The organism is Aeromonas sp. 600276, from assembly GCF_049175815.1.
Lineage (GTDB): Bacteria > Pseudomonadota > Gammaproteobacteria > Enterobacterales > Aeromonadaceae > Aeromonas > Aeromonas dhakensis.
In genome coordinates this window covers 1-21,550 of sequence record NZ_JAAKVU010000014.1, presented here as the reverse complement: position 1 = coordinate 21,550, position 21,550 = coordinate 1, and the positions used below count along the sequence as shown (strand labels likewise).

General features: G+C 61.7%; 16 protein-coding genes, 1 tRNA gene and 1 rRNA gene. 7 read left to right on the top strand and 11 right to left on the bottom strand.

Annotated elements, in window-relative coordinates; translation table 11 throughout:
* Positions 1 to 319 precede the first annotated feature (319 nt).
* From G5134_RS14440 to G5134_RS14425, 4 genes are all read left to right on the top strand, one after another.
* Positions 320 to 1,318, top strand: coding sequence for a BMP family lipoprotein (locus G5134_RS14440; RefSeq protein WP_033115676.1), 999 nt, complete (start codon positions 320 to 322; stop codon positions 1,316 to 1,318).
* A gap of 91 nt (positions 1,319 to 1,409) precedes the next feature.
* Complete coding sequence (locus tag G5134_RS14435) at positions 1,410 to 2,975, top strand: ABC transporter ATP-binding protein (RefSeq protein WP_065017203.1); 1,566 nt, start codon at positions 1,410 to 1,412, stop codon at positions 2,973 to 2,975.
* Entirely contained in the window at positions 2,975 to 4,090 is a 1,116-nt protein-coding gene (locus tag G5134_RS14430; RefSeq protein WP_041209784.1) for an ABC transporter permease, read from the top strand. The genes G5134_RS14435 and G5134_RS14430 overlap by 1 nt, the downstream gene beginning before the upstream one ends.
* A 2-nt stretch (positions 4,091 to 4,092) precedes the next feature.
* Positions 4,093 to 5,058, top strand: coding sequence for an ABC transporter permease (locus G5134_RS14425; RefSeq protein ID WP_065017202.1), 966 nt, complete (start codon positions 4,093 to 4,095; stop codon positions 5,056 to 5,058).
* A 60-nt stretch (positions 5,059 to 5,118) separates the two neighbouring features.
* Here the strand turns inward: G5134_RS14425 and G5134_RS14420 are convergent, their stop codons facing one another.
* Positions 5,119 to 6,024 carry a LysR substrate-binding domain-containing protein gene (locus tag G5134_RS14420; RefSeq protein ID WP_065017201.1) on the bottom strand — a complete coding sequence of 302 codons (906 nt, stop codon included), beginning with the start codon at positions 6,022 to 6,024 and terminating at the stop codon, positions 5,119 to 5,121.
* Positions 6,025 to 6,143: 119 nt separating this feature from the next.
* Here G5134_RS14420 and G5134_RS14415 point away from each other — a divergent pair, with 119 nt between their 5' ends.
* Together G5134_RS14415 and fghA are read left to right on the top strand one after the other, a co-directional pair.
* Entirely contained in the window at positions 6,144 to 7,271 is a 1,128-nt protein-coding gene (locus G5134_RS14415; RefSeq protein WP_017778648.1) for an S-(hydroxymethyl)glutathione dehydrogenase/class III alcohol dehydrogenase, read from the top strand.
* Positions 7,272 to 7,320: 49 nt separating this feature from the next.
* A complete protein-coding gene (gene fghA / locus G5134_RS14410; protein ID WP_094698481.1) occupies positions 7,321 to 8,157 on the top strand; it encodes an S-formylglutathione hydrolase in 837 nt (278 codons plus the stop codon).
* Positions 8,158 to 8,210: 53 nt separating this feature from the next.
* Here fghA and G5134_RS14405 read toward each other — a convergent pair whose 3' ends face one another.
* Positions 8,211 to 8,933, bottom strand: coding sequence for a head GIN domain-containing protein (locus tag G5134_RS14405; protein WP_421232069.1), 723 nt, complete (start codon positions 8,931 to 8,933; stop codon positions 8,211 to 8,213).
* 364 nt (positions 8,934 to 9,297) lie between these two features.
* On the opposite strand from G5134_RS14405, the gene ovoA reads away from it, so the two are divergent.
* Positions 9,298 to 11,448, top strand: coding sequence for a 5-histidylcysteine sulfoxide synthase (gene ovoA, locus G5134_RS14400; protein WP_421232068.1), 2,151 nt, complete (start codon positions 9,298 to 9,300; stop codon positions 11,446 to 11,448).
* A gap of 58 nt (positions 11,449 to 11,506) precedes the next feature.
* On the opposite strand, the gene G5134_RS14395 is transcribed toward ovoA, so the two are convergent.
* From G5134_RS14395 to G5134_RS14355, 9 genes are all read right to left on the bottom strand, one after another.
* Positions 11,507 to 12,478: a bile acid:sodium symporter family protein gene (locus G5134_RS14395; RefSeq protein ID WP_208200805.1), complete on the bottom strand. Its 972-nt coding sequence runs from the start codon at positions 12,476 to 12,478 to the stop codon at positions 11,507 to 11,509.
* A 211-nt stretch (positions 12,479 to 12,689) separates the two neighbouring features.
* Positions 12,690 to 14,126: an amino acid permease gene (locus G5134_RS14390; RefSeq protein WP_421232067.1), complete on the bottom strand. Its 1,437-nt coding sequence runs from the start codon at positions 14,124 to 14,126 to the stop codon at positions 12,690 to 12,692.
* A gap of 165 nt (positions 14,127 to 14,291) precedes the next feature.
* Positions 14,292 to 14,630 (bottom strand): tRNA-binding protein, encoded by a 339-nt coding sequence (locus G5134_RS14385; RefSeq protein WP_065017196.1) that lies wholly within the window; start codon positions 14,628 to 14,630, stop codon positions 14,292 to 14,294.
* Positions 14,631 to 14,706: 76 nt separating this feature from the next.
* Positions 14,707 to 16,152, bottom strand: coding sequence for an amino acid permease (locus G5134_RS14380; protein ID WP_065017195.1), 1,446 nt, complete (start codon positions 16,150 to 16,152; stop codon positions 14,707 to 14,709).
* A gap of 101 nt (positions 16,153 to 16,253) precedes the next feature.
* Positions 16,254 to 16,709 carry a beta-galactosidase subunit beta gene (locus G5134_RS14375; protein ID WP_024943041.1) on the bottom strand — a complete coding sequence of 152 codons (456 nt, stop codon included), beginning with the start codon at positions 16,707 to 16,709 and terminating at the stop codon, positions 16,254 to 16,256.
* On the bottom strand, positions 16,706 to 19,780 hold the full coding sequence (gene ebgA / locus G5134_RS14370; protein ID WP_065017194.1) for a beta-galactosidase subunit alpha: 3,075 nt from the start codon (positions 19,778 to 19,780) through the stop codon (positions 16,706 to 16,708). Before ebgA ends, G5134_RS14375 begins: the two co-directional genes overlap by 4 nt.
* Before the next feature lie 321 nt (positions 19,781 to 20,101).
* Complete coding sequence (gene ebgR, locus G5134_RS14365) at positions 20,102 to 21,067, bottom strand: transcriptional regulator EbgR (protein ID WP_017783352.1); 966 nt, start codon at positions 21,065 to 21,067, stop codon at positions 20,102 to 20,104.
* A 154-nt stretch (positions 21,068 to 21,221) separates the two neighbouring features.
* Positions 21,222 to 21,336, bottom strand: a 5S ribosomal RNA gene (gene rrf, locus G5134_RS14360).
* 22 nt (positions 21,337 to 21,358) lie between these two features.
* A tRNA-Thr gene (locus G5134_RS14355) sits at positions 21,359 to 21,434 on the bottom strand.
* Between the last annotated feature and the right edge of the window lie 116 nt (positions 21,435 to 21,550).

Here is a 21,550-nt window from a genome sequence, read left to right as displayed (position 1 = left end):
TTCCAACCGAGAAAAATCCATCAGCTGGCACCATTGGAAGCCACTTTTTGGCCGACTTAAGGAAAACGCTTGCTTATAACCTCATGAATACAAACAGAAATGTCATTTGGAGCCAATTACTCACAGAATTTAAATCTAAAAACAGGCATCAAAACAACAACTTATAAAGTCATTTGCTTATATTTCAAACCGTTAACGCAAACGTTTTTCCTTTATGATCTCCTTGACCCGTACCACGGCTCACTTACAGTTAGCCGGCGTGCTTTATGGCCTGCCCCGGCAGGTTGTGGACCCTCACATAACAATCAAGGATACGATCGTGACTAAAGTGCTCAAACTGGCCACTGTGGCCTCCCTCACTCTCGCTGCTCTCTCTGCTCAGGCTGCTTCCGAGCCGGCCGTGATCTATGACACCGCGGGCAAGTACGACAAATCATTCAACGAAGCCGTGTTCCGTAACGGCGTCGAGCTTTACAACAAGGACAAAGGGGTAAAGGTCAAAGAGTTTGAGCCCCAGAACGAAGCCCAGCGCGAGCAGGGTCTGCGTCGTCTGGCCAGCCGTGGCAACGGCCCGATCGTGGCGGTCGGCTTCAACATGGGTTCTGCGGTAGAGAAGGTTGCGACCGAATTCCCGAAAACCCAGTTCACCATCATCGACATGGTGGTCGACAAGCCGAACGTCCAGTCCGTCATCTTCAAGGAGCATGAAGGTTCCTTCCTGGTGGGCGCACTGGCTGCCATCGCCTCCAAAACCGGCAAGGTCGGTTTCGTGGGCGGCATGGACATCCCGCTGATCCGCAAGTTCGAGTGCGGCTACGAGCAGGGTGCCAAGTACGTCAATCCGAAGATCGAAGTGTTCCAGAACATGGCAGGCTCCACCCCGGCCGCGTTTGCTGACCCGGCCAAAGGTGCCGAGCTGGCCAAGTCCCAGTTCGCCAAAGGCGCTGACGTGGTTTACGCCGCAGCCGGCGGTACCGGTATCGGTGTCTATCAGGCAGCCAAGGACAGCGGCAAGTTTGCCATCGGCGTAGACTCCAACCAGAACCACCTGCAACCGGGCACCATGCTGACCTCCATGGTCAAGTCTGTGGGTCTGGCTGCCTACCAAACCTGGGATGACGCGGCCAAAGGCCAGTGGAAACCGGGTATCAAGAACCTGGGTCTGGCCGAAGGCGGTGTGGATTGGGCGCTCGACAAGGACAACGAGAAGCTGATCACCCCGGAGATGAAAGCCAAGGTGGATGCCATCAAGGCCGAAATTATTTCAGGCAAGGTCAAGGTTCATGACTACATGAGCGACAATACCTGCAAATACTAATTAGATAGTTGCTGCTACGACTCTCAACGCACCGACCGGCCCGCACGGGCCGGTTTTTACAGTCTTATTTCATGAAACGCAGGGCTGCATCATGGACCAGACAGATCGCTATGCCATCGAATTAAGAGGTATCGATAAGCGGTTCGGCGAAGTGTACGCCAACAAGCTGATCGACCTTAAGGTTCGGAAAGGCAGTATTCACGGCATCGTTGGCGAAAACGGCGCCGGTAAATCCACCCTGATGAGCATCATTTACGGCTTCTACCATGCCGATAAAGGCGAGATGTTCATCGACGGGAATCCTTTCAAACCCCACGGTTCACAAGATGCGATTGCCGCAGGCGTGGGCATGGTGCACCAGCACTTCATGCTGGTGAACAACTTTACGGTTTTGGAAAACGTCATCCTCGGCGCTGAAAATGGCTGGCACCTTCAGCAGAGCGTGGCGTCGGCAGAGAAGCTGCTCGGCGAGCTGGCGCGGGACTATGGTCTCGAGGTGCCGCTGCACGAGAAGGTGGAAGATCTGCCGGTGGGCCTGCAACAGCGGGTCGAAATTCTCAAGGCGCTCTATCGCGGCGCCCGCATCCTGATCCTCGACGAGCCGACCGGGGTTCTCACCCCGCAAGAGGCGGATCACCTGTTCAAGGTGCTGGAGAAGCTGCGGGATCAGGGGGCGACCATCATCCTCATCACTCACAAGCTGCGCGAGATCCTGGCCATCACGGATCAGGTCTCCATCATGCGCCGCGGCGAGATGGTGGCGCACGTTGCCACCAAGGATACCGACAAGGAGCAGCTGGCCGAACTGATGGTGGGCCGCAAGGTGCGCCTCAAGGTCGACAAGGGGCCGACCCAGCCGGGCGAAGCCAAGCTGAAGGTCGAGGGGCTCAGCTACTTCGACGCCAGCAAGGTGGAGCGGGTCAAGTCGGTCAGCTTCGAGGTGCGCGCCGGTGAAGTGGTCGGCATCGCCGGGGTCTCCGGCAACGGCCAGTCCGATCTGCTCAGCCTGCTTGGCGGCATCATCAAGCCGAGCAAGGGCGGCTTTACCATCAGCAGCCGCAGCGGCGTGCACAAGGTGAGCGCCGAGCAGGCAGCCGATCCCGAAATGGTACGCAACTTCGGCCTCGGCCATGTGCCGGAAGATCGCCACAAGATGGGTCTCATCAACCGCTTCGAGGCGAAAGAGGCCTTTATCCTCGGTTATCACCGCCGTCCGCAATACAACAAGGGGTGGCTGCAAAACAAGGAGGCGATCCTGCAGGATTGCCAGGCCAAGATGGAGAAGTGGGACGTGCGCCCGCCCCATCCCGACCACAAGACCGCCAACTTCTCCGGTGGCAACCAGCAGAAGCTGGTGATCGCCCGTGAAGTGGAGCAGGACCCGGATGTGCTGTTGATCGGCCAGCCGACCCGCGGGGTCGACATCGGCGCCATCGAGTATATCCACCAGCAGATCATCGCCATGCGCGACAAGGGCAAGGCGGTGCTGCTGGTCTCGGTGGAGCTGGACGAGATCATGAGTCTCTCTGACCGCATTCTGGTTATTGCCGACGGTCGCATCGTCGGCGAGCTGGATGCCGCCAAAGCGGACGAGCGCACTATCGGCCTGATGATGGCCAACATAGTGCCGGATGAAGTTGCCAAGGAGGCCCACTGATGAGCCAAGTACGTATTCCTGCCTGGGTCTCCGTGGGCGTCGTGTCTGCGGTCAACATCCTGCTGGCCTTCCTGGTGTCGGCCATCCTGTTCTACTACCTCGAGATCAACCCGGTCGATGCCGCCAAGATTATGTGGTACGGCGCGTTCGGCACCGGTGAAGGGTTTGGCTTCACCCTCTACTACGCAACCGGCTTTATCTTCACCGGTCTGTCGGTAGCGGTCGCCTTCCACGCCGGTCTGTTCAACATCGGCGGTGAAGGTCAAGCCTATATCGGTGGTCTGGGGGTCGGTCTGGTCTGTCTGACCCTCGGCGATGTGCTGCCGTTTTCCCTGCTGTTGCCGCTCTCCATCGTTGCCGGTGGTCTGTTCGGTGCGGCCTGGGCCTTTATTCCGGCCTGGCTGCAAGCCAAGCGCGGCAGCCACATCGTTATCACCACCATCATGTTCAACTTCATCGCCGCCTCGCTGATGGCCTATCTGCTGGTGGAGGTGTTCAAGCCGCCCGGTTCGATGGCGACCGAGAGCCGGGTGTTTGCCGAAGCGAGCTGGCTGCCCAAGATGACCGGGCTGGCGAGCCTGTTTGGCGTCGAGATGCCGAACAGCCCGCTCAATATCAGCTTCTTCTGGGCGCTGATCTGTGCGGCGCTGGTGTGGGTCTTTATCTGGCACACCCGCTGGGGCTACGAGATCCGCTCGGTCGGCGCCAGCCAGAGTGCCTCCGCCTACGCCGGTATCTCCTATCCCAAGGTGGTGATCCTGGCCATGGTCATCTCCGGCATGCTGTCGGGCTTCTTCGCCCTCAACGTGCTGCAGGGTGAGCTGCACCAGATCAAGCTCAACTTCGTGGAAGGGTTCGGCTTCACCGGTATCGCGGTGGCGCTGATGGGGCGCAACCACCCGGTCGGCGTCATCATCGCCAGCCTGCTGTTCGGTTTCCTCTATCAGGGGGGTGCCGAGCTCAGCTTCGAGTTCGGGGTCGACCGCAACATCGTCGTGGTGTTGCAGGGTCTGGTGATCCTGTTCTGTGGCGCGCTGGAGCACATGATGCGTCCGCGCATCGAGCAGCTCTATCTGGCGTTTGCCAACCGCTCTGCGCAAGTCAAGGGGGCCTGATCATGTTTGAAATTCTGATCCTGATGCTGGATGCCACCATCCGTACCGCGCCGCCCCTCATTCTGGCCGCCATGGCCGGCATGTTCTGCGAGCGCTCCGGGGTGGTCAACATTGCGCTGGAAGGCAAACTGCTGGCGGCGGCGTTCGCCAGTGGTGCGGCGGCTGCGGTCTCCGGTTCTGCCTGGGTGGGACTGGGTGCCGGGGTGGCCATCTCGGTGCTGTTTGCCCTGATGCACGGCTTTGCCACCATCACCCACCGCGGTGATCAGGTGGTGAGCGGGATGGCCATCAACATTCTGGCGGCCGGTCTGACCGTGACGCTGGGCCGTTACTGGTTCGATCAGGGTGGCCAGACGCCGGCGCTCTCCGGCGATGCCCGCTTTGCTCCCATCGACTTCCCCTATGCCAAGGAGCTCTACGATGTGCCGGTGATTGGTCAGCTCTACAGCGAGCTCTTGAGCGGCCACTCCCTGCTGGAGTACGTGGCGTTCGCCTGCGTGCCGCTGGCCTGGTGGGTGATGTTCCGTACCCGCTTCGGTCTGCGCCTGCGGGCGGTGGGCGAGGCGCCGGCTGCGGTCGATACCGCCGGTATCTCGGTGGTGCGGATGCGCTACACCGCGCTCATCATCGGCGGCCTGCTGGCCGGTATCGGTGGCACCTATCTGGCGGTGGCCCAGACGGCCCAGTTCATCCCCAACATGAGTGCGGGCAAGGGCTTTATGGCGCTGGCGGCACTGGTGTTCGGCAAGTGGCGCCCCTGGAATGCCATGGCTGCTTGCCTGCTGTTCGGCTTCCTCGATGCGGTCGCCATCCGGCTGCAAGGGGTCAGCATCGGCGGTTTCCCGATCCCGGTGCAGGCCATCGAGGCGCTGCCCTACATCCTGACCGTGTTCCTGCTGGCCGGCTTCATCGGCAAGGCGGTGGCACCCAAGGCGCTCGGCACCCCCTACGTCAAGGAGCGGGAATAGCCCCGCCCTTCATGCCATGCAAAAGGCCCGCACAAGCGGGCCTTTTTTATTGAGCTGAGCTCAGCCGACGGGACGCACCAGGGCGGGTTGGTGGGGATCGCTCAGCCGCTCCGCCAGATAGTCCACCAGCAGCCGCACCTTGGGGGAGAGATGGCGGTTGTGGGGATAGAGGGCCCAGATCCCCTCCGCCGGCGCCCGCAGCTCGGGCAGCAGCTCGATAAGCTCGCCGCTGGCCAGATGGTCGCTCACGTAGTAGTCCGGCAGCTGGATGATGCCGATCCCCTTGAGCGCCGCATCCAGCAGGGCGTGGCCGCTGTTGCAGTGCAGCAGTCCGTGCACCCGCACGCTGTGGGGGCGGCCATCCAGGGTGAAGTGCCACTCGTCGCTGTTGCCCACCAGGCAGGTGTGGCGGGTGAGCTCGGAGAGGCTGTTGGGCATGCCGTGGCGGGCGGTGTAGGCGGGCGAGGCGCACACATAGGGCACCCGTTGCGCCAGCTTGCGCGCCACCAGGCTGGAGTCCTTGAGGTGACCGAGCCGCAGCGCCAGATCGTAGCCCTCGTGCACCAGATCCAGCAGCTGGTTGGTCAGGTTGAGGGTCACCTCCAGCTGGGGAAAGCGCACCATGAAGTCGTTCACCAGCGGGGCGATACGGCTCTCGCCGTAGGAGACCGGGGCCGTGATGCGCAGGGTGCCCTGCGGCACCGCCTGATGGCGCCCCACCGCCAGCTCCGCCTCGTAGAGGTTGTCCAGCAGCTGGCGACAGTGACGATAATAGATCTCGCCGAGCTCGGTGAGCCGCACCTGGCGGGTGGTGCGCAGCAGCAGCTTGGCCTGCAGCCGATCCTCCAGCTGCGCCACCTGCCGGCTGACCTGAGCCACCGACACCCCCAGCTTGCGCGCCGCCGGGGTAAAGCCCCCCTGCTCCGCCACGCTGACAAACTCACAGATCCCTTCCCAGCCGAACATTATTACCTGTCTGTAAAAGTGATTTCAGATTTCGCCTTATTATCACCAAATAAGCGGGAAACTACACTGGATGTCCGAACCCATTCTCCTCACCCTGTTCAACAATAAGGACATCCGTCATGGCACAGGTTCAAAGCATCAAGTGTAAGGCCGCCATCGCCTGGGGCCCGGGCCAGCCCCTCTCCATCGAAGAGATCGAGGTCATGCCACCCCAGGCGGGCGAAGTGCGGGTCCGCATCGTCGCCACCGGCGTCTGCCACACCGATGCCTTCACCCTCTCCGGTGAAGATCCGGAAGGGGTCTTCCCCTGCATCCTCGGTCACGAGGGGGGCGGCATCGTCGAATCCGTCGGCGAGGGCGTCACCAGCGTCAAGGTGGGCGATCACGTGATCCCGCTCTACACCCCCGAGTGTGGCGAGTGCAAATTCTGCAAATCCGGCAAGACCAACCTGTGCCAGAAGATCCGCGCGACCCAGGGCAAGGGGCTGATGCCGGACGGCACCACCCGCTTCTCCAAGGATGGCCAGCCCATCTATCACTACATGGGCACCTCCACCTTCAGCGAGTACACGGTACTGCCCGAGATCTCCATCGCCAAGGTGGACCCGGCCGCCCCGCTGGAAGAGGTCTGTCTGCTCGGCTGCGGCGTCACCACCGGCATCGGCGCCGTGATGAACACCGCCAAGGTGAAAGAGGGTGAGAGCGTCGCCATCTTCGGGCTGGGCGGCATCGGCCTCTCCGCCGTGATCGGGGCTCGCCTGGCCAAGGCCGGCCGCATCATCGCCATCGACATCAACGAAAGCAAGTTCGAGCTGGCCCGCAAGCTGGGTGCCACCGACTGCATCAACCCGAACGACTACGACAAACCCATCCAGGAGGTGATCGTCGAGCTCACCGATGGCGGCGTCGACTTCTCGTTCGAGTGCATCGGCAACGTCAAGGTGATGCGAGCTGCGCTGGAGTGCTGCCACAAGGGTTGGGGCGAGTCGGTCATCATCGGTGTGGCCGGTGCCGGCCAGGAGATCAGCACCCGTCCGTTCCAGCTGGTCACCGGCCGGGTCTGGCGCGGCAGCGCCTTCGGCGGCGTGCGCGGTCGCAGCGAACTGCCGAGCTACGTGCAGCGCTACATGCAGGGCGAGTTCAAGCTGGACGACTTCATCACCCACACCATGGGGCTTGAGCAGATCAACGAGGCGTTCGATCTGATGCACGAAGGCAAGAGCATCCGCACCGTCATCCACTACTGAGCATGATCACCCCGCCCGCCACCGTGGGCGGGGTGCAGGAGTTCCCCCGATGAATCTGGACATAATCAGCAGCAACAAGAGCTTCGATGGCTGGCACAAGCGCTACAGCCACGCCTCCGAGGTGCTGGGTTGCGAGATGCGCTTCGCCATCTATCTGCCGCCCCAGGCCCTCACCGGCCAGAAGGTACCTGTGCTCTACTGGCTCTCCGGCCTCACCTGCACCGATGAAAACTTCATGCAGAAGGCGGGCGCCCAGCGCATCGCCGCCGAGCTCGGCATCGCCCTGGTGGCGCCGGACACCAGCCCGCGCGGCGAAGAGGTGGCGGACGATCCCGGTTACGATCTCGGCATGGGCGCCGGCTTCTACGTCAACGCCACCCAGCACCCCTGGCGCGATCACTACCAGATGTACGACTACGTCACCCGCGAGCTGCCCGAGCTCATCGAGACCCACTTCCCGGTCTCGACGAAGCGCGCCATCAGCGGCCACTCCATGGGGGGCCACGGGGCGCTCATCGCCGCCCTGCGCGAGCCGGGTCGCTACCGCTCGGTGTCGGCCTTCAGCCCCATCAGCCACCCTAGCCGCTGCCCCTGGGGCCAGAAGGCGCTCGGTGCCTACCTCGGCAACAACCCCCTGCTGTGGCAGGAGTGGGACGCCTGCCAGCTGCTGCGCAATGAGTCGGTCAAACCACTGCCGACCCTGGTGGACGTGGGCCTGGACGATCCCTTCCTGGCCGAACAGCTGCACATCGACGCCCTGGCCGATGTGGCCGCCAGCAAGGAGTGGCCGCTGGAGCTCAACCGCCACCCCGGGTACGATCACAGCTACTACTTCGTGGCGAGCTTCATCGAGGCGCACCTGCGCTTTCACGCCCGCCACCTCTGATCGAAACAGGCCCGTCACGGGCCTGTTTTCTTCTTGTCGGTGGACAAGACCATTCAGCTGCCCTGCCGGCTCACCTCGCCGGAGCCGGCGATCTCGCTCTGCAGCACGGGATCACCCCAGTAGCTGACCGAGCCCGAGCCGGCAATGCCCACCTTGAGCCGATCCTGGACCCTAACCTCCACGTCGCCGCTACCGGCGATATTGACCTCCACCTCGCGACCCTTGAGCTCGGCCCCCAGTACATCCCCCGAGCCGGCGATGTTGAGCTCGACGGCCCTGGCCGTGCTGTTCCCCAGATCCAGGCTGCCCGCTCCCGCGATGTTGCCCTCCAGCCGATCCAGTTCGAGCCCGTCGGCGACTATGTCACCGACCCCAGCCACCGACAGCACCAGCGCCTCCCCCTTGAAGCCGCGCAGCTCGCCGTTGGCAACCCCTGCCAATGCCAGCTCATGGAGTGCGGGTAGGGTGATGGTGATCTCCAGCGGCTCAGTCGAGTCGAGCCGGTAGCCGTCCTTCACCTCAATCTCCAGCTTGTCGCCCCGCTCGCTCAGCACCAGGTAGGGCAGCAGGTTCTCCTGCCCACGGATGTGTACCCCGCGCGGCTCGCCGGCCACCAGATGGACACTGGCAGGCACCCCGGCCAGCACCCGGGTCACCTGCCGGCCCATCCCGTGCTGCTGCTCGATCACGGCCCCCGCCCCGCTCACCCGGGTATCATCCAGCCAGCTGCACCCGCTGAGCCCGACCGCCAGCACCACGCCCATCATCCATTTCATCGCCACTCTCCTCATTGTGTATTGGCCAGTCGTGGCCCCTTGTCGTGCATCCATCGCAAAGCCTGTGCCAGTTAATCAACTGTATGATTTACAAGAAAATATCCATTTTTACGCTACATAACCACAGCAAACAGAGAGTCATTCAGACCATAAACTGGCGAATCTGACCATCCCCGAACGGGCAGGCGGAGGGTTGGCTGGCGAGCCGTTCGCGGGGTCGCTATGCTGACAAGCCGTGGAAGTTTTTGGTTGCCGAGCCGGTCTGTTGAGCCAATAGTGGTACCTTGTGCGTACAAAGCTCTCCATTGCGGTAATGCCATTACCACTGTCTTGTCAGTCTTCACTGCCAACAAGGAGTCAGAGCGTGACCCAAGCCACTCTTCTCTATTCCACCGCCACCGGCCTGCCGGAACCGACCCGAACCCCGCTGCTGACTGGCAGCGATCCCGAACAAAAACGCCGCGAGCTGCTCGCCTACTTCTGCCAGACCTTCGATCTCTACGACTCGCTGTTCGACTGCCTGGCCGACGAGCGCGCCTGGTTTGACAAGGCGATCCCCCTGCGCCACCCGCTCATCTTCTACTACGGCCACACCGCCGCCTTCTTCATCAACAAGCTGCTGGCGGCCCGCCTCATCGAGGGGCGACTCGACGCCCGCATCGAGGCCATGGTCGCCATCGGGGTGGATGAGATGAGCTGGGACGATCTGGACGAGACCCACTACGACTGGCCCTCCGTCAGCGAGCTGCGCGACTATCGTGGCCGGGTGCGCGCCCTGGTGTGTGATTTCATCGAGCGGATGCCGATCGAGCTGCCCATCCATTGGCAGAGCCCGGCCTGGGTCATCTTGATGGGGATAGAGCACGAGCGTATCCACCTCGAGACCTCCAGCGTACTGATCCGCCAGCTGCCGCTGGCCTGGGTGCGCAGCCAACCCCAGTGGCCGGTCTGCCCCGAGGCGCGCCATCGCCGTGACGAGGTACCCGCCAACAGCCTGCTGCCGGTGGCCGGCGGCCGGGTGCGGCTCTGCAAACAGGACGCCACCTACGGCTGGGACAACGAATACGGCGAGCGCCATATCGAACTGGCCCCCTTCCAGGCCAGCCGCATGCTGGTGAGCAACGCAGAATTTTTCGACTTCGTGCAGGCGGGCGGCTACGAGACCCGCGCCTGGTGGGATGATGAAGGCTGGGGCTGGCGCCAGTATGCCGGGGCGCGGATGCCCACCTTCTGGGTCGGCGACCCCCTCGAACCCGAGCAACTGCAACTGCGGCTGATGACCGAGCAGGTCCCTATGCCCTGGGACTGGCCGGCGGAGGTGAACCAGCTGGAGGCCGCCGCCTTCTGTCGCTGGCAGGCGGCCCAGACCGGTCTGCCCGTCCAGTTGCCAAGCGAGGCGGAGTGGATGCTGCTGCGCGAACAGCTGGCTGGTGACCAGCCAGACTGGATCGAGGCGCCCGGCAACATCAACCTGGCCCGCTTCGCGTCGTCTTGTCCGGTGGATGCCTGCCCGCAGGGCAGCTTCTTCGATCTGGTGGGCAACGTCTGGCAGTGGACCAGCACCGCCATCGACGGCTTCGAGGGGTTCAAGGTGCACCCCCTCTACGACGACTTCTCCACCCCCACCTTCGACGGCAAGCACACCCTGATCAAGGGGGGCAGCTGGATCAGCACCGGCAACGAGGCACTCAAGTCCTCCCGCTACGCCTTCCGTCGCCACTTCTTCCAGCACGCGGGCTTCCGCTACCTGGTCTCCCGCCATCAGGAACCCGTCATCGTCAACCCCTATGAAACCGACACCCTGGTCGCTCAGTATCTCGACTTCCAGTACGGGCCGACCCACTTCGGGGTCGCCAACTACGCCCAGACCCTGGCCGGCCTCGCCAGCGAGCTGTGCAGCCGCCATGAGCGGGCGCTCGACATCGGCTGCGCCACCGGCCGCGCCAGCTTCGAACTGGCGCACCACTTCGCCCACGTGGACGGGGTCGACTACTCGGCCCGCTTCATCGACGTGGCGCTGGCGCTCGCCAGCCAGGACAGCTTCCGCTACGCGGTGCCGGTGGAAGGGGAGCTGGTGGAGTATTGCGAGGCGCGGCTCTCCCGCCATGAGCTCGGCCGCCAGCAGAGCGAGCGGGTCCACTTCAGCCAGGGGGATGCCTGCAACCTCAAGCCCAAATACGGCGACTATGACCTGGTGCTCGCCTCCAACCTCATTGACCGGCTGCGGGAGCCCGCCCGCTTCCTGCGGGACATTGCGCCGCGCCTTCGCAGCGGTGGCCTGCTGGTGCTCACCAGCCCCTACACCTGGCTGACCGACTACACCCCCAAGGCGAACTGGCTCGGCGGGGTGCGAGAGAACGGCGAGGCCCTCGGCACCTATCAGGCGCTTCAGCGGCTGCTGGCGGAAGAGTTCGAGGAGCACATGCCCCCAAGGGACGTCCCCTTCGTCATCCGCGAGACAGCCCGCAAGTACCAGCACACGGTGGCCCAGCTCACCGTCTGGCGCAAACGCTGACGAGGCGGCAAACGAAAGAGGGAGGCCCACTGGCCTCCCTCTTTTTTATCCGGGCGTCTTACCCCTGCTGCACCTGGGGCACGGCCTCCTGCTCGCGGTAGCGACGAGCCAGCACGGCGCACACCATCAGCTGGATCTGGTGGAAGATCATCAGCGGCAGCACCATGACGCCGACGCTGGCGGCCGGGAACATGACGTTGGCCATTGGCACACCGTTGGCCAGGCTCTTCTTGGAGCCGCAGAAGACGATGGTGATCTCGTCCGCCCTGTTGAAGCCGAGGCGACGGCTGATCCAGACGTTCCAGCCAAGCACCAGTGCCAGCAACACACAGCTCAGCAGCACGATACTGGCCAGATCGTACCAACCGACCTGGTGCCAAATCCCCTGCACCACCGCCTCGCTGAAGGCCACATAGACCACCAGCAGGATGGAGCTTTGATCCAGCTTGCCAATGAGCGGACGATGGCTATCGACCCAGCGACCGATGAGCGGGCGCGACAGATGGCCCACCACGAACGGCAGCATCAGCTGCACCATGATGGCCTGAATGGAGTGCCAGGTGTCGACCCCCTCCCCCTGTACATTGATCATCAGCCCCACCAGCACCGGCGAGAGGAAGATGCCGAGGATGCTGGAGGCCGAGGCGCTGCACACCGCCGCCGACACATTGCCGCCAGCCATGGAGGTGAAGGCGATGGCCGACTGCACAGTGGCAGGCAGGGCACAGAGGTAGAGGAAACCGAGGTAGATGGCCGGGCTCAGCCAGTGGGGCACCAGCGGCGTGAGCAGCAGCCCCAGCAGCGGAAACAGCACGAAGGTGCTGGCCATCACCACCAGGTGCAACCGCCAGTGGCCGAGGCCCGCCAGCAGGTTCTGGCGCGACAGCTTGGCACCATGCATGAAGAACAGCAGCGCCACCGCCAGCTTGGTCAACAGACCGAACCAGACGGCCACCTGCCCCTCGCAAGGGAAGAAGGAGGCCAGCGCGACCACCACGATCAGTACAGAGGTAAAGGGATCCAGACGCACGAGCGGTCTCCGGTGAAAGCAGATCCCGTCCCCGTGCGGGGCCGGTGATCGGGGACGACAGGAAACACAACAGGAGCTGTGGCACAGCTCCTGTTGAAACAGATCCCCAGCTTACCCCGATAAGCGGGAGGCGCAAAGTTGAGCGCCCCCCCTTTATCTGCCGGAAATTAAACAAACCCGGCTGGCCACCGGAGCCGGCCAGCCTTGTACTTCAGCTCTGTTTGGCCAGCTTGCCGCTAGCTGTACCGGTTGCCTGCTTGCGGGCCTGCCGCTTCTCGAAGCGGGAGATCCACCAATAGGCCAGCGCCGAGAAGACCGCCGTCATGAAGACGTTGATGAAGAAGGCGCGCACCAGATCGACCCCGGCCGGGAAGGCGGAGGCACTCATGCTCACCACGAAGATGGCGATCAGCACCGACACCACGCCCATCCCGAAGGTGCGCGACCCCATGCGGAACTCGCGCGGGGTGTCATCATGTTTCCAGCGGAACACGAAGTAGGCCACCATGATGAAGATCGGCGGCAGCATGGCAGTGCCGGCGGTGAGGTTGATGGCGGTGTTCATCATCTGCTGCACCGACTCGGAACCGAACCCGTTGACCACCAGCATCACGAACACGAAGGCAAACTGCCACCAGGCGGCGCGTACCGGCACCCCGTGCTCGTTGAGCTGGGTGGTCTTCTCGCCGTAGACCCCCTGGGGGATCTCGGAGAAGTGGATCTTCACCGGCGCCGAGGTCCACATCATCATGGAGCCGAACATGGCGATGAACAGCACCACGCCGACGAAGCGGCCCACCAGCGCCTCGGAGAGCCCGAAGTACTGGGCCATGCCGGTGAAGATCTCCACCATGCCGCCGGCATAGGTGAGGCTCTCGCGCGGTACGAACACGTTCACCAGCAGGGAACCGACCGCATACATGGCACCGATGACGATACCGGCACTGATGATCACCTTGATAAAGGATTTCTGACCCCCCTTCACGTCATTGAGGTAGGCCGCCGCCGTCTCGGCACCGCCCGCCGCCTGGAAGATCCAGCACATAATGCCGAGCGTCGCCCAGTTGACGGTGGGAGTCATCGCCTCCAGCGTGATGGGCTGGGCCGGCACATGATCGCCACTCAGGGCCATCAGGGCGCCCACTACATAGATGGCGAACAGGGCAAACACCCCGTAGGCCACGATTTCGGCAATCTTGCCGAGCCAGCTCGCCCCCTTGGTGGAGATATGGGTCGCCGCCGCAAACAGCACGATGGAGATGACCGAGGTGACCATGGGCGAGAAGCTGTACTCATAGCCCAGCATGGCGTAGGAGGCGTAGGCGATGACGTTGGGCAGCAATGAGACGAACCAGAACAGGTTCACGAACCAGTAGAGAAACGAGCCCAGATAGGCCATCCGGGTGCCGAGGGGCTTTTTCAGCCAGTCGTACATGCCCGACTCGGAGTTTTTGTTGGCCGAAACGAACTCGGCGATGATGAAGACGAACGGGATGAAGTAGACGAGGGTCGCCAGCAGAAAGATAGGGGCGGAACTGAGCCCCAGCTCTATGTTGTTGTTGACGATATTGCGCACGTTGAACACGGCGGCAAAGGTCATCGACAACAGGGCAAACTTGCCTATGGTGCCGCGTACGGATTCAGACATGGTGTCCTCCAGTGGACTCGCGCTCCCTGCGGGTAACGCTGTGACTCTGTGATATGTTCGGCAAGGGTCTGTCGGCCCCGCGCTTTACTCTCTTGTTATGATCGGGCCACTTGGTGGCCTCGTTGGTGAACAGGTGCAGTCTCCCGCACCGGCTCGCAATCTCAGTCAGACGATCGGGGTGCCCGGCGCCATCGGCACCCGCGGCTGCAGCAGCACGCTCTGGCTCTCGTCTTGGGTCTCGGCGCACAGCAACATGCACTCGGAACGCTCACCGCGCATTCGGGTGGGCTTGAGGTTGGTCAGCACCACCACCTCGCTGCCCATCAGCTCCTCTTCGCGGTAGTGGGGCACCAGACTGGTGACGGTCTGCAGCGGCCGCTCGCCACCCACGTCTATCTGGACGATGTAGAGTTTGTCGGCCCTGGGGTGACGCACCACCTCCAGCACCTTGCCCACCTTCATCTCGACCCGCTTGAATTCGGCAAACTCGATCGTCTCGCTCATGCTCTTTTCCTTTTCTGGTTCAACGGTTTGCGGGTGGCCAACGGCCACCCGGTCTGATTGGGATTCAATGCAGTGCCTATGGCGCCTGCATGGCGACCTGCACCGCCGGCTGGGCCTCTTTCGCGCGCGCCTCGGCACTGAGGGAGGCCTCGTAGCGGTTGTATTTCCACCAGGCAAAGCCGAGGAAAATCACGATCCCGCCGACGTTGTAGAAGACGATGGTCATGATGTCGGCGCCGGTCGGGAAGGTGGAGGCGAGGAAGCCCACCGAGAAGATGGCGATCAACACCGATACCACGGCGATGCCGGTAGTGCGCGAGCCCATCTTGAACTCCCGCGGCAGGTGATCGAGCTTCAGCCGCAGATTCAGGTAGGCCAGCATGATGAACAGCGGCGGCAGCATGGAAGCCGCAGCGGTCATGTTGATGACAGTGTTCATCAGATCCTGAGCGGTGTTGGAGCCCAGAGTCGGGATCACCATCAGCGGCAGCACTATGAGGTACTGGATCCAGGCTGCGCGAGCGGGCACGCCATTCTCGTTCAGCTCGACGGTTTTCTTGCCGAAGATTCCGGCCGGGATCTCGGAGAAGAAGATCTTCACCGGGGTCGCGGTCCACATCAGCAGGGAGCCGAACATGGCGGTGAAGGAGACCAGCCCGACGAAGCGGTTCATCAGGATCTCCGGCAGGCCGAAGTAGGCCGCCAGCCCCTCGAACACCTGCACCGAGCCGCCGGTGTATTTCAGGGTGTCGCTGTGGACGAACACGTTGATCAACAGCGATGCGATGGAGTAGAGCACGCCGATAAAGATCCCGGCGACGATGATCACCTTGACGAAGGATTTGGAGCCCCCTTTCACGTCATTGACGTAGACCGCCACCGACTCGGCGCCACCAGCCGCCATAAAGATCCAGGTGGTAATACCCAGGAAAGCCCAGCTGAAATCGGGAACCATGGCTTCGACCGTGATGGGGTCGGCCGGCTGCACGCCGCCCACCAGTGCCGCACCCGCCAGCAGAATGTAGGAGAGGGTCAGCAGCAGCATCAGGGACGAGGTCACCGAGGTGATGGGACCGAGCATCTTGGCACCGTTGGTGGAGACATAAGTGGCAAAGGCAAACAGCACCATGCTCAAGGCCGTGGTCGCCACCGGGGTGAGAATGTACTCGTAGCCGAGGAAGGCATAGGAGGCGTAGGCGATAACCCGCGGCAACAGTGAGGTGAAGAAGAACAGGTTCACAAACCAGTAGGTGTAGGCGGAGATAAAGGCCCAGCGACCGCCGAGGGAACTCTTTACCCAGGCATACACCCCCGCTTCGGAGTTTTTGTTCAGTGATACGAACTCCGCAATGATCAGGCAAAACGGAATGAAGTAAAAAATGGTGGCCAGAAAGAACATCGGGGCCGAGGCCAGACCGATCTCGATGTTGTTGTTGATGACGTTGTTGAAGCTGAATACCGCCGCGAAGGTAAGCGACAGCAGACCAAACTTGCCGATCGTATTGCGTTTGGAATCAGACATGGTGCATCTCCAGACCTGTAGTTATCTCGCGAAAAGGCGGGGCATGATGTGTAGGGTGAGCCCCGCCCTTCCGGCTTTGTCAGTGCAGAACCAGCGGCTTGTTATTTGTTTTTGAAGTAGCCGCCTTCGATGGTGACCTTGATGATCACCTTGCGCACCGGGCTGTCGCCGACGAATCGGTAAGCCTCGTCGTTCTCGAAGATCACCACCTGGCCGTTGCCCACCTGCTGGCGCTCACGCACCTCGCCAGCCAGCCACTCGCGGTCTGTGGTGTCGTCGTAAGCCTGTTCGACCCGCAGATCCGACTTGGCAGCCCACTCCACCGTCTCTGCCCCTTCCAGGTAGTAGTGAACGTCGAAGTAGCGGCGCTGCCCCTCGAACAGGGAGGTGGCCGGGCTGGCCCCCTCCTGCAAGCGATAGGTGAGGGAGTCACCGATGGAGTGGCAGATACCGGGCTTGAGGTTGGCCAGGTTGTCGATGGCCTCCACGCAGCGGCCCCACTTCTTGCCCTCCCGGTAGATGTTTTTGAACAGGGTCAGGTTGTCCAGGGTGATCATGCGAGGTTCCTCCCGCCGTTGATGGTGAGATCGAGCCCGGCCAGCGCAGCCGGATTGAGGTTGCCACGGGTGATGGGCAGCAGGGTCAGGCCGAAGCTGAACGGCTCGAAGCGCACCCGCCAGGAGTCCAGCACCTCGGATCCCCAGGAGTTGGAACCCAGCCCCAGCACCTTGTGATCCAGATTGAGGGTGAGATAACCGCAGGGCTCCAGCTCGTTGATGTGCTGCGCCGCGTGGATATGCTCCCAGCTGTAGGGCCAGACGCTCAGGTTGATGGGGGCATCGGGCCGCACGTAGAGACCGGCGCCGTGACGGTTGGTCAGGGTCGCCCAGCGCACCTGCTGGCGGTTGCCGTTGTCCTGCGGGAAGGGGTAGTGCTCCCACATCTCGCCCACTGTGCTCTGGAAGCTGTCGATCCAGTTGCTCTGGCGGCTGTCCTGATAGTTTTCACCCGGCCCCATGCCAAGGTAGTGCACCCGGTCGAGATCCTGACGAATGCCCAGCTCGAAGCCGATCTTGGGGATGATGTCGTCATAACCGCCGTAGGGCTGACCGGACAGCGCCACGTGCAGCTGACCGCTCGGACTCAGGGTGTAGACGTAGCGGCAGCGCATGCCGAAGTCGAACACTGGCGGCGCAATCAGGCTCTCCACCGTCACCTCGACCGCCTCGCCCAGCTGACGCCAGTTCAAGGTGCGGAAGTGCTCCTGCATGATCTGCAGGTGGTTCGGGTGCCACAGGCTCTCGTACTCCTGCTTGTGGTTGTCGATCATCGGCTTGAAGAAGGTGAGGCGCGGCGAGCGCTCGATGAGCTCATTGCCATCCTGCTGCCAGCTCACCAGCTTGCCGTCGAGGCGCGAGAAGCGCAGGGCAAAGCCGCTGCCGCTCAAGGTCAGCGCGAGGCGCTCATCGGCGATATGCAACGGGGTCGCGTTGGGGTTGGCAAAGGGTCGCAGCTGACGAGTCGACTCTTTGAGCCGGAACTGGTACTGGCCCAGCTCGTGCTCCGCCGCGCTGTAGCGGGTGGCAGTGGCCTTGATGACTCGCAGCTGGACGAAGGTTTCCCGCCCATCGAGGGATGGCAGTTCGAGTTGCAGCTCTGTAATGGCACCGGGTGCAACCCCTTCCAGCCGGATCTGCTGGCTGGCCAGCAGTTCACCCTCAGCCTTCACCTCGACCAGCAGACGGATGTCGTCGAGAGTGGAGAACCAGTAACGGTTTTCCACTTCCAGCTTGCCGCTCGCCAGATCCAGCGCCCGCACCTTGACCGGGCAGATCACCTGCTTGTATTCACGCAGGCCAGGCCCCGGGGTCTGATCCGGATAGATGAGGCCATCCATGCAGAAGTTGTAGTTGTTGGGGTAGTCGCCATAGTCGCCGCCGTATTTGTAGACCGGGCGGCCCTGCTCGTCCTGATCCAGAATGCCGTGATCGCACCACTCCCAGATGTAGTGGCCCTGAATGTGGGGATGGCGGTCGAACACCTGCTGGTATTCGCCGAGGCCACCCGGGCCGTTGCCCATGGCATGGGCGTATTCGCAGAGGATGCGCGGCTTATCCATCGGGAACTCGCCGAAGCAGTTCATCTGGGAGACGCGTGAGTACATGGTGCTCACCACGTCCACCACCTCGGCATCGCGATCCTCTTCGTAGTGCACCAGCCGGGTCGGGTCGATCGCCTTGCAGCGCTGGTACATGGCTCTGATGTTGCAGCCGTAGCCGGATTCGTTGCCGAGCGACCAGATGATTATGGAGGGGTGGTTCTTCTGGGCGTGCACGTGGCGCTCGATCCTGTCTACGAACACCGGCTCCCAGAAGGGGTCGTCGGTGATGCGGCTGAGATCGCCGACGTTGGCAAAGCCGTGGGTCTCCACGTCGGTCTCCGCCATCACGAACAGACCGTACTGGTCGCACAGCTCATAGAAGCGCGGGTCGTTCGGGTAGTGGGCGGTACGCACCGAGTTGAGGTTGTGCTGCTTCATCAGCACGATATCGCGTTCAACACGGTCCATACCGACCGCGCGGCTCTTGAGGTGGTCGTTGTCGTGACGGTTCACCCCGTGCAGCTTGAGGTAGTGACCGTTGACATGGAAGAGGCCATTCTTGACGGTGATTTCACGCACCCCGACCCGCTGCGGGATCACCTCCAGCAGCTCGCCCTGAGCGTTGTAGAGGGAGAGTTGCAGCTGATAGAGGTAAGGATCTTCGGCACTCCACAGATGGGGGTTGGCCAGATCCAGCGTGAAGCGGCAATCACACTTGCCGTCGATGGCGAGATGATCGAGCGAGCCGCTGGCGATCTCGCAGCCCTGATCCAGTAGCGACCAGACCAGACGGTGATCTCGGGCCGACTCGCCCAGGTTTTCGAGCTGGATATCACAGCTCAGGGTGGCGCTCTGGTTGTCGTCAGCCAGCGCGGTCTGAATGAAGAAGTCCTGCACATGGACCGCCGGTTTGCCCACCAGGTAGACGTCGCGGAAGATACCCGCCATCCACCACATGTCCTGATCTTCGATGTAAGTGGAGTCCGCCCACTGCATCACTCGCACCGACAGCAGGTTCTCGCCGGTTTTGGCATAGGCGCTGATGTCGAATTCGGCGGCGAGGCGGCTCCCCTTGCTGAAGCCGACGTAGTGGCCGTTTACATAGACCTCGAAGTAGGTCTCCACCCCGTCAAACTTGATGATCACCTGCTCGCCGTCCCAGGCCGGGCTCAGCACGAAGCTGCGCTGATAGGCGCCGGTGGGGTTGTTGGTCGGCACGAAGGGCACATCGATGGGGAAGGGAAAACCCTCGTCGGTGTACTGCAGCTGACCATGCCCTTCCATCTGCCACATGTTGGGCACGGTGATCTGGCCCCACTCGTCCATGGGGCTGTGATAGAAGGCCTCCGGCACCTGCAGGGGGTGGTCGAAGTAGTGGAACTGCCACTGGCCGCTCAGGCTCAGAAAACGGCGGCTCAGCTCACGCTGCATGGTGGCCGCCAGCCCGTGGTCGGCATAAGAGAAGAAGTAGGCGCGCGGGGCCAGCCTGTTTTCACCAACGAATTGGACGTTTTCCCAGTTATTCACATGTCCTCCCGGAACAAGGCAACGTTAACTGGGTAAACTCTAGATAAACATTTACTAAATATCAGTTTTAGATCGGTAAAGTTTTAACCTGATCACAGTGAGTGGATGGTTTTGTGAGCGAGATCAGAAGCGGGAGACAAAGGAGGGCAAGGTATAGATGAGTGGCATGGATGTTGATAACAGCAGGCCATGATGTAATTAAATTAACTATAAAACAATATGATATGAGTTTATTAGAAGATATGGGAAAGCGGTTTACTTGGGAGAGATGTCGCACCACCGCAAGGTGGCGCGACTAAAAACAGAGGCATTTTACTAAAACTATCGTGTAGTACCGCGCAGAGTCAATTTGCTCGGTACCAGCACCCGCAGCGGAATGTCCCGCTCGTCACGCAGCCGTTCAACCAGCAGATTGACCCCCTGGGAGCCCATCAACTCGGAGTGGATCCGCACCGTGGAGAGGGGCGGAAAGGTGAACTTGGCGGTCGGGATATCGTTGACGCTGATAAGCTCGATCTGCTGCGGAATCGCCAGCCCCTTCTCGTGGATGGCACGCAGCACGCCGATGGCGATGGAGTCGGAGGCCACAAACAGTGCCTTGGGCCAATCCCCGGCCAGCATCTCTTTGGCCAACTTGTAACCGGAGGCGCTGGAGAAATCCCCACGATAGAGGTCGCTCTCCTGCACCACACCAAGGCGTTGACCGTAGTCGAGGAAGGCCAGTTCGCGCAGATCCGGGCCATCATCCTGACCGCCGATATAGCCGATGCGCTGGTGTCCCTGGGCCATGAAAAAATCCACGACCTGCTGGCTGATCAGCGCCAGATCCACGTCAATCGAGTCAAAGTCACCTTGAGAGCGGCAATCCACGAACACCAGCTGGGCAGAGAGGGAGTGAAGCGCGGCGAGACGCTCTGCGGGCAGATGGCCGATGACCAGGATACCGTCGACGGCGGAGAGATCGCGCCCCTCGGCACCGTTGTAGAAGTGGGTCAGTTCGATGTTGAGGCGGGCGCACTGGGTCTCGATGCCGTAGCGGATGGCCAGATAGTAGGGATCGTTGACCTCGGTGCTCTGCGGGTAGGCATAGACCGCCAGGAAGTGCAGCTTGCTCTTGTGAACCCCCTTGCGGGCACCGCTGGTCTTGTACTCCAGCCGCTCGGCGATCTCGAAGATCTTCTGCTTGGTCTCTTCCTTGACGCTCAGCGTCGGATCTTCATTGAGCACCCGCGACACGGTAGCCTGGGATACCCCCGCCTCCTGTGCAATTTCCTTCAACGTGGCCATGTATACTCCTCTGGCAATGACGCGCGACAACACCAGACCAAGATTAACGGGCAACGTGCTGACATCCCAGCATTTTTACTAAAAGAAACCCATCATAACGGCAAATTTCCAATGCAAAAAGGCCTCCCGAATGGGAGGCCTCTTCTAAATGGGTGCCTGACAGTGTTCTACTCTCGCATGGCGAATGCCACACTACCATCGACGCTACCGCGTTTCACTTCTGAGTTCGGCATGGGATCAGGTGGTTCCACGGCGCTATTGCCGTCAGGCAAAAGCTGTACTACTTGAAAATGGTGCTGATACCCAGAATCGAACTGGGGACCTCATCCTTACCAAGGATGCGCTCTACCGACTGAGCCATATCAGCACACTAACCGGTAAAGACCACGCTCACCGCGTAATCTAAAATTGGGTGCCTGGCAGTGTCCTACTCTCGCATGGCGAATGCCACACTACCATCGGCGCTACAGCGTTTCACTTCTG